We start from the raw sequence: 7,718 nt of genomic DNA on the forward strand, positions 1-7,718 counted from the left end.
GTGGGCATTCCAGTTTTTGCCCCCCCCCCCCGCAACAGCACACGGCGCCAAAACAAGATCACCGGCGCAAACTACCCTCCCGCGGCGCTCTACGCAAAATCAACATCGCAATAAAAACCGCACCGACTATCCCCACCGAGATCATCAGTCCATGCGCGCTGACGTAGGACACTGTCGCCCCCGTGGCAATGGGGCCCAATACGCTGCCCAAGGTGTAGAACATCGCAATGGCCGTCATGGCGGTGGACACTTGATGTTCTCCAACCCGGTCTCCCGCCTCGATCACTGCCAGGGTGTTCATGCCGCCGATGGCGCCTCCCCACAGGAACACGATAATCGTCGCCAGCCAAGGAAACGGCTGGCTGAGCGGAATGGCCAGCGTACCCAGCAAAAGTATCAAGCCGCAGACTAATTGGCCGACTTTGTACGAGCTGCGATCGGCCATCCAGCCGATCGGCAGTTGCAGGACAGTGCCGCCAATGCCGAACACCGATATCAGCAGGGTGGCGGCGGTCAACAGATAACCGGCCGAGAGGCTGTAGCCTGCAAGGAATGATACGGATGAGGTTTCCGAAAAGCCTGCGATAAACGCGCCACACAGCGCCGTGGGGATGACGCTGAACAACTTGCCATGGCGTTTTTCCGTCGGGGTTTGCGGTCGCGTATCGTAGTCCTTGAGGGTCAAGGCCAGCGCGCCGGATAACAACACGATCAGGACACAGGCATAGTAAGGCGCGGCACTTTCCACGCCGAACACAACCAATACCAGCGGGCCAACAGCGATACCCAGGCCCATCAAGGTCTCATGCACACCGATCGCCCGGCCGCGTTCGTCTTTTGAGGCGACCGCGACGATCCACGTATCGCAGGCGATCCAGCGCAGGATCAAGCCGATACCGAGCACGAAGTTCAGCGAAAAAATCAGTACCAAATGGGTAGTCAGGGTCATGCCAATCAGCGCGGAAATCGTCAGTGCTGCGCTGAGGATATTCGTCTTGACGAGGCCCAGATGGGCCAACAAGCGGGGAACCCACTTGTAGAGCAACAGGATCGCTAACCACGAGGCACTGACAATCACCCCGATCTTTGCCGGCTCGACCCCTTGCTGCTCCAGCGAAAGCGACAGCAGCGGAGTGACGGTACCAATCTGCACGATCTGCGACAGGGCCGAGAGGGTGTTTATCTTGGTGAGCGCAAACCAGCGTTGTTTGTCGGTGTACTCCATATTGGTATTTTCCATTCGTCACCGACCTTGGCTAGACAGCGGTAAAGTGTTCGAACTGCCACGGGCAAAGCTCTCCTTCAGGCTTGTGGGAGCTTCCAACCTCTCCCGACATATTCGTGCACCGACAGCAGTGCATCGTCGCAAGGGTGGTAGGCGTAATGCACAGCAGGCCCGTGCAGGGGCGAGGCGTACATGCCTTTGGGCTGGGCGTCGCTGGGGCCGTGGATTTCGTCCACTTGCAACATGAGTCGACCAAGGCCTGAATACGCGGCAGATCACGTTTCGCAGAAATTGGGCAGGAACGTGGTCTGCCTCTCACTCAAGCCTGTTAGGGTCTTTCGACGATTAGTTATCTGCGCGCCAGTCGACTAGACCTTTACCATGCTTAAGCTTGTCCAACATGAAACTGGAAAAATCCGCCGACAACGTTTTAAAGCCTTCTACCTCGGCGCTGATTTCCACAACCATCCCGCTTTTCGCACCTGCACTAACTAGTCTGCGCCATAGTAGCGATAAAGATCCGCATCAGGCCAAAAATCATCATAGGCGGTTAATGTGCTTCGCAGGGCCTCACTACGAGGGTTCTCCGAAGGATTCATCTTTGAAATTACAAATTCTTTAATTTCGTACCACTGAAGCTCACGCATGCAAAATGCCACAACTTCAAATGGCGAGCCCCCAGACATTAAAATTAACTTGAATCTCTCTATGAAATCTTCCTTATACTCCGGATTTTTTTTAACAAATTCCAAAACATTTAACAAAGACCTCTCGTAGGAAATCTCTAGCTCTTCACTAAAGGCGGCCGCAGCCACATCGCAAAGAATATCAAACTGTTTAATGACTTCATTCATTTAGGCACCCAGGCACCCTTTCTGGAGTCAGCAGGATCAGACGTCCTGGCGTTCGCGGATCAGGTCCGTATCGCCGGGGGTGGGCGCGGCAACGGCGATGTTCATCGCTAGAAAATACAGCGACGCAGCGACAAGCCTCGTCCCTAAGGCAACTACGGACATGTTCGATCCCTCGATACAGAAATGACAGCAAGCGTGCGAGCAGGCCAACCGGATGCAGGCACAGCGTTGCGCGCACACCAGACCGCGCATATCGTCGTCAGTTCAGGAGAGGGAAAACTTTCTGCGTAAAAAAGAGACGCATCTCACAGGATGCGTCCGAATGGCTCGGTTGATTCGCGCTATCCGCAGTTTTCAGGCCTGCCGTTCAGGCGGAGGAAGGCGCGTCGCCCAACGCTGGCACGACGGGCGGCACCGTGCGCTGTCGATTCGACAGCGGCTGCTCCAAGGCGCCTCGTCCATAAAACATCAGCGCCATCAGCCAACAGCTCAACCAGACAAAGATTCCCGACCAGAAGGTATGGGACATGTAGTGCCAACCCTGCAGGACACGTGTGGTGCCGTAGACCAGTCCCAAGGCCAGCGCCCCATACATCACGGCCTTGGAATGACGCCAGCGGTAGCGGCGGGCGACGAAATACAGCGCCAGCATCGTGAAGCCGCCGGACGCATGACCACCCGGCCAGCAACGGCCGTCACCGGCGACTTTCAGCAGGTCGAAGTTCTGGAACCATTCCTTTTGCTCGATCTTGCCGGCGTATTGGGTGGTTTCCACCGGGCAGTATACGCTGGTATGACCCTTGAGGTAATGGATAACCCCGGTGCTGAGCGAAAAGGCGAAGACAACGTAGAGGAAATCGCGACGGTGTTTGTAGGCAAAACGTAGCGGTTTGGTCAGTCGGGTTCTGTCCAGTACGCGAAGTAGCCCAGGGCGCTTTTCCGGTTTGAACAGCGGCCAGAAAAACGACAACAGGGCACCGATGATGGCCGCCTTGCCGGTCCAGTGTGGAATGGCCCTGGCCCATTTGTGGGTGATTTGCTCGAACAGCCGCACATGCCCCAACGGAAAGACCTGATGCAACGGGTCATAGAAAAGATTGCTGATGGCAATGTCGATACGGGCCAGATCGAACAGCAGGAACACCACGGCGGCACAGGCCAGGGGAATTCCGAGGTTGAGCCCGTAGAAACGGGCGCGGGCAGACGTCAGCATGAGCGCTCCTGGTCGTGGGAAGAATTACTGGAATGTCACCGAGCGCCAATCAGGGGCTTCGATAAAACCGAGCAACCGTGGCGCTTGTGGCTGGGCGATGGAAACGAAACAGCGAAGCACCGTAGCCGAACGTCGAGGTCGGGCGCAGAAGCTCTGTTTCCATCGCCTGCAGGCATTCGCTGTGGGTGATCAGGATCAGGTTGCGACCGGCCACTTTGTGCGCCAGGGCATTGCGCAGCAGGTCATGTCGGCAGTTGAACAGCCAATCGTCACCGGCACTCACCTTGTTGAACATGTAGCCCGCCGTCTGCGCGGTGCGCACCCGTGGGCTGTTGTAAAGATCGACGTGGTCCAGGCCCAGTTGTTCGAACCGGGCCCCGAGCTCCACCGCAACGGCACGGGCGCGGTCGGTGATGCCTTCGCGGTCATCCAGGCAAGCAGCCTTGGAGTGGTCGCAGCGCTCGACATGGCGCACCAGCACGATCATTTCGCCCTTGGCCCAGCCATTGGCCAGGGCCCGGGCGCCGGCGACGTTGCCGTGGGCCAGGTCCGGCACCGCCGCCGGGCTGAGCAGCCACAGGACCAACAGAACAGCCAGCAGCGCCGAGGCGAGCACGACCACGGCGTTTTGGTAACGGGCAAAACGGCGCCTATCGATCAAGCGCGTCAGGCCGAAAAGACTCAGTCTCAGTTCCACATCAAGCCGCCCCGACGGCATCCACCCAGTGATTCGATGGCGCGACAGTAGAGAGGCGGACGTGGGCAGGCAGTGAAAGCGATGTGAAAAAAAACTTCGGATTCAACGATCGCGCCGCTCACAACGCTCGATCAGTTACCTCCCCATCCACCAGCCGCCGAATCCCTAGCGGATTGCCGTTCTGCAATGCCTGGGGCAACAACGCATCCGGGTAATTCTGGAAACACACCGGCCGCAGGAAACGATCGATGGCCAACGTGCCCACTGACGTTCCTCGTGAATCGGATGTCGCCGGATACGGTCCGCCGTGCACCATCGCCTCGCACACCTCCACCCCGGTCGGATAGCCGTTGAGCAGGATCCGCCCGACTTTTTCCTGCAGTACTTCTGTCAGCCAACGGTACTCCAGTAATTCGTCAGCCTCGCCGATCAACGTGGCCGTCAATTGTCCGCGCAGGCCGTGCAGCGCCGCCGCCAACTGTGTCCGATTCTCCACTTCGATGAGGAGGGTGGTCGGCCCGAACACTTCCTCCTGAAGCAATGCATCGCCCTTGAGCAACAGGCTGACATCGGCCTTGAACACCTGCGGCTGTGCCTGGTTGCCCTGTTGCGGCTTGCCCGCCAGGTGCGTCAGGCCCGGATGTTCGAGCAGCTCACCGAGGCTGCGGCTGTAACTGGCCAAGGTGCCTGTGTTGAGCATGGTTTGTGGCGGTTGCTGGTTCATGCTCGCGCAGAAGCGTTGCAGAAACAGGCTGAACTGCGGCGAGCGCAGGCCAATGATCAACCCGGATTCGTACAGAACTGACCGCACCCCAACGTCACCGAACCGGCCAACTGCGCCGCGATCTGCTCGCCGCGTACCGCCAACCCTTCGGGCAGCAGGAACACCGGATTGATGCTCGACATTTCCGCGAACACCGGAATCGGCTGTGGCCGGGTCGCGGCCATGTGGCTCAAGGCGTTGCCACCCTTAAGCGAACCGGTGAAGCCCACCGCCTGAATGGCCGGATGCTTGACCAGCCATTCACCGACACCCCCGCCATAAATCATGTTGAACACGCCGGCCGGCATTTCAGTTCGTTCAGCGGCACGGATGACCGCGTCCGCCACCCACTCGGCAGTCGCCATGTGGCCACTGTGGGCCTTGAACACCACCGGGCACCCCGCTGTCAGCGCCGAAGCGGTGTCACCGCCAGCGGTGGAAAGGGCCAGCGGAAAGTTGCTGGCGCCAATGTCATGAGGGTATTTTCCTGTTGAAGGCTTAGAGCACACGCACCTGGCCGATGGGCAGCGGCTGGGCACTCTCACCGATACCGTTGACCAGCGGCGCACCGAACTCATCGAGGCTGATCCGGAAGCGATCCCCCGGCTGTGTCTTCACACCGTCGGCGAACGACAGGGTAGCGGTGCCGAAGTAATGCACATGCACATCACCCGGCCGCAAGAACTGCGCGTACTTGAAGTGGTGAAATTCCAGGTTGGCCAGGCTGTGGCACATGTTGTCCTCGCCGCTGAGAAAAGCCTTCTCCCAGAGGGTTTCGCCATTGCGTTCGATGCGACTGGTGCCGACCAGATGCCTGGGCAACTCACCGACGCGCAGCTCCGGGCCGTAGGAGCAACTGCGCAGTTTCGAGTGGGCGAGGTACAGGTAATTGCGCCGCTCCATGACGTGGTCGGAGAACTCATTGCCCAAGGCATAACCGATGCGATACGGCTGGCCATCGTCGCCAATTACATAGAGGCCGGTCAGCTCGGGCTCTTCGCCAGCGTCTTCGGCAAACGGCGGCACCGGGAAGTCCGCGCCGGGGCGCACGACGATGCTGCCGTCACCCTTGTAGAACCATTCCGGTTGCGCACCGACCTGCCCTGGCGCCGGCTTGCCGCCCTCGATCCCCCATTTGAAAATGCGCATGGTGTCGGTCATGCCGGCCTCGATCTCACCGTCATGCTGGTGCATCTTGTCCCGCGCCGAGGCGCTGCCCAGATGTGTCAGGCCGGTGCCGCTGATCAGGCAATGGGCTGGGTCTTCGTGATCCAGCGGCGGCAGGACTTTGCCTTGGTGCAACAGCGCTGCGTAATCCGGGCCCGGCTCGGTGCCGCGCGAAGCGACTTCTTCATGCAGGCTGCGATTGCCGCGGATCGCTGCGAGCGCCAGTTCACGGGTATTGCGGGTTGCTTTGAGCACTTGAACAAGCGCCCCGTCGACGACGCCGACCTGGCGCTCTCCGGCGGAGTTTTCAAATTGAATCAGGCGCATGGTGGCCTCCAGAAATCAGGGTAGGCGCCGCTCATTTGCGGCGCGTCCAGGTCACTCGATGATGTTGAAGTCGCTCAGGTATTCATCGGAGATTTCCAGGCCCAGGCCTGGAGTGTTGTCGTCGAGCTGGATGTACCCGTTGACCGGTTGCGGCTCGCCCTTGAACACGTAGTAGAAGAGTTCGTTGCCAACCTCGACGTCGAACACCGGGAAAAACTCGGCCATCGGCGAGGCGGTGGTGGACATCGTCAAGTGGTAGTTGTGCATCTGCCCGGCATGGGGAATGACCGGCACCGACCAGGCTTCGGCCATGGCGTTGATCTTGCGCGCGGCAGTGATGCCGCCGACGCGGTTGGTGTCGTACTGGATGACGTCGACGGCGCGGCGTTCCAACAGGTCTTTGAAGCCGTAGGAAGTGAACTCGTGCTCGCCTCCGGAGATCGGCATGATCCCCATCTTCTTCAGTTCGATGTAGCCTTCGATGTCGTCGGCGATCACCGGTTCTTCCAGCCAGCGCGGTTCGAACTCGGCCAGCTTCGGCAACATGCGCCTCGCGTATTCCAGGGTCCAGCCCATGTAGCATTCGAGCATGATATCGACGTCAGGGCCGGCCAGCTCCCGCAGGGCGCGCACTTGTTCGATGTTGCGGCGCATCCCCGCCGGACCGTCTTTCGGACCGTAGCCAAAGCGCATCTTCAGCGCGGTAAAACCCTGGTTGAGATAACCCTGGGCCTCTTCGAGAAACAGATCGAGGTTGTCGTTGGCGTAGAGCTTGGAAGCGTAAGTCCAGATCTTTTCCTTGGTGCGACCGCCGAGCAACTTGAACACCGGCTTGTTGACCGCTTTGCCCATGATGTCCCAGATCGCGATGTCGATCGCCGAGATCGCCGCCATGCCAATGCCTTTTCGGCCCCAGGCGTGGCTCTGGCGGTACATTTTCTGCCAGATATATTCGTTGTCGAAAGGGTCTTCGCCAATGGCGATCGGTGCCAGGTAGGTGTCGATGATTTCCTTGGCCACACGCGGCGCCAGGGCGCAGTTGCCGATACCGACGAGGCCGTTGTCGGTCTCGACTTCCACCACCAGCCAGCCGTGGAAACGGAAGGAGCCCATCGCGTCGCCGCGCTCGAACAGGATGTCGCTGGCGTTGGTGCAGAAGTGCGCCTGGGGCGGGACGACTTTGCCCTTCCACTCGAAAACGCGGGTACGGATCGCTTTGATTTTCATGAAAATACAGTTCCTTGGGCGGCGGCTTCTTGTCATTGTCGGTCGTGTGCGCAGAGCCTTTGCAGGAGGGCCTCCGGCATCCGATGGGCCGACTTTAGCCAGCGTCCGAGGACTGCGGATAATCACTTATACGTATCCGGCGATAACCTGAGGTGATAGGGCATCCGGGTAAGAGGGCAGATCGGGTTATCAGCCATACACAAACAAATGTGGGAGCGAGCCTGCTCGCGAAAGCGGTGTATCAG

7 protein-coding genes and 2 pseudogenes are annotated in these 7,718 nt (G+C 59.3%); all 9 read right to left on the reverse strand.

The genetic code is table 11. From position 1 onward, the window contains the following. Positions 1 to 58: 58 nt before the first annotated feature. The 9 genes and pseudogenes from ACE04F_RS26840 to ACE04F_RS26880 all read right to left on the reverse strand — a co-directional run bounded on the left by ACE04F_RS26840 (position 59) and on the right by ACE04F_RS26880 (position 7,473). Positions 59 to 1,240, reverse strand: coding sequence for an MFS transporter (locus tag ACE04F_RS26840; RefSeq protein WP_486110595.1), 1,182 nt, complete (start codon positions 1,238 to 1,240; stop codon positions 59 to 61). A 62-nt stretch (positions 1,241 to 1,302) separates the two neighbouring features. Beyond that, positions 1,303 to 1,470 carry a hypothetical protein gene (locus tag ACE04F_RS26845; protein ID WP_486110596.1) on the reverse strand — a complete coding sequence of 56 codons (168 nt, stop codon included), beginning with the start codon at positions 1,468 to 1,470 and terminating at the stop codon, positions 1,303 to 1,305. Between the two features lie 246 nt (positions 1,471 to 1,716). After that, positions 1,717 to 2,079, reverse strand: coding sequence for a hypothetical protein (locus ACE04F_RS26850; protein ID WP_486110597.1), 363 nt, complete (start codon positions 2,077 to 2,079; stop codon positions 1,717 to 1,719). A 36-nt stretch (positions 2,080 to 2,115) separates the two neighbouring features. Beyond that, the gene (locus ACE04F_RS26855) at positions 2,116 to 2,241 is read right to left on the reverse strand and encodes a hypothetical protein (RefSeq protein WP_486110628.1); all 126 of its coding nucleotides are present in this window, start codon (positions 2,239 to 2,241) and stop codon (positions 2,116 to 2,118) included. Positions 2,242 to 2,446: 205 nt separating this feature from the next. Continuing rightward, positions 2,447 to 3,292, reverse strand: a complete 846-nt coding sequence (locus tag ACE04F_RS26860) for a phosphatase PAP2 family protein (protein ID WP_486110598.1) — start codon at positions 3,290 to 3,292, stop codon at positions 2,447 to 2,449. Between the two features lie 24 nt (positions 3,293 to 3,316). After that, positions 3,317 to 3,989: pseudogene (gene pmrG, locus ACE04F_RS26865) on the reverse strand (lipopolysaccharide core heptose(II)-phosphate phosphatase PmrG). A 118-nt stretch (positions 3,990 to 4,107) separates the two neighbouring features. After that, positions 4,108 to 5,222: pseudogene (locus ACE04F_RS26870) on the reverse strand (aldehyde dehydrogenase (NADP(+))); the annotation flags it as partial. Positions 5,223 to 5,250: 28 nt separating this feature from the next. Beyond that, entirely contained in the window at positions 5,251 to 6,246 is a 996-nt protein-coding gene (gene araD1, locus ACE04F_RS26875) for an AraD1 family protein (protein ID WP_486110599.1), read from the reverse strand. Between the two features lie 51 nt (positions 6,247 to 6,297). Continuing rightward, positions 6,298 to 7,473, reverse strand: coding sequence for an L-rhamnonate dehydratase (locus ACE04F_RS26880; RefSeq protein WP_305496980.1), 1,176 nt, complete (start codon positions 7,471 to 7,473; stop codon positions 6,298 to 6,300). Positions 7,474 to 7,718 lie beyond the last annotated feature (245 nt).

It is taken from the genome of Pseudomonas sp. AGC41 (genome assembly GCF_057334555.1).

Coding starts and splice junctions, on each gene's coding strand:
- ACE04F_RS26840 (WP_486110595.1), bottom strand. CDS start 1,240: ATGGAAAATACCAATATGGAGTACACCGACAAACAACGCTGGTTTGCG.
- ACE04F_RS26845 (WP_486110596.1), bottom strand. CDS start 1,470: ATGTTGCAAGTGGACGAAATCCACGGCCCCAGCGACGCCCAGCCCAAA.
- ACE04F_RS26850 (WP_486110597.1), bottom strand. CDS start 2,079: ATGAATGAAGTCATTAAACAGTTTGATATTCTTTGCGATGTGGCTGCG.
- ACE04F_RS26855 (WP_486110628.1), bottom strand. CDS start 2,241: ATGTCCGTAGTTGCCTTAGGGACGAGGCTTGTCGCTGCGTCGCTGTAT.
- ACE04F_RS26860 (WP_486110598.1), bottom strand. CDS start 3,292: ATGCTGACGTCTGCCCGCGCCCGTTTCTACGGGCTCAACCTCGGAATT.
- araD1 (WP_486110599.1), bottom strand. CDS start 6,246: ATGCGCCTGATTCAATTTGAAAACTCCGCCGGAGAGCGCCAGGTCGGC.
- ACE04F_RS26880 (WP_305496980.1), bottom strand. CDS start 7,473: ATGAAAATCAAAGCGATCCGTACCCGCGTTTTCGAGTGGAAGGGCAAA.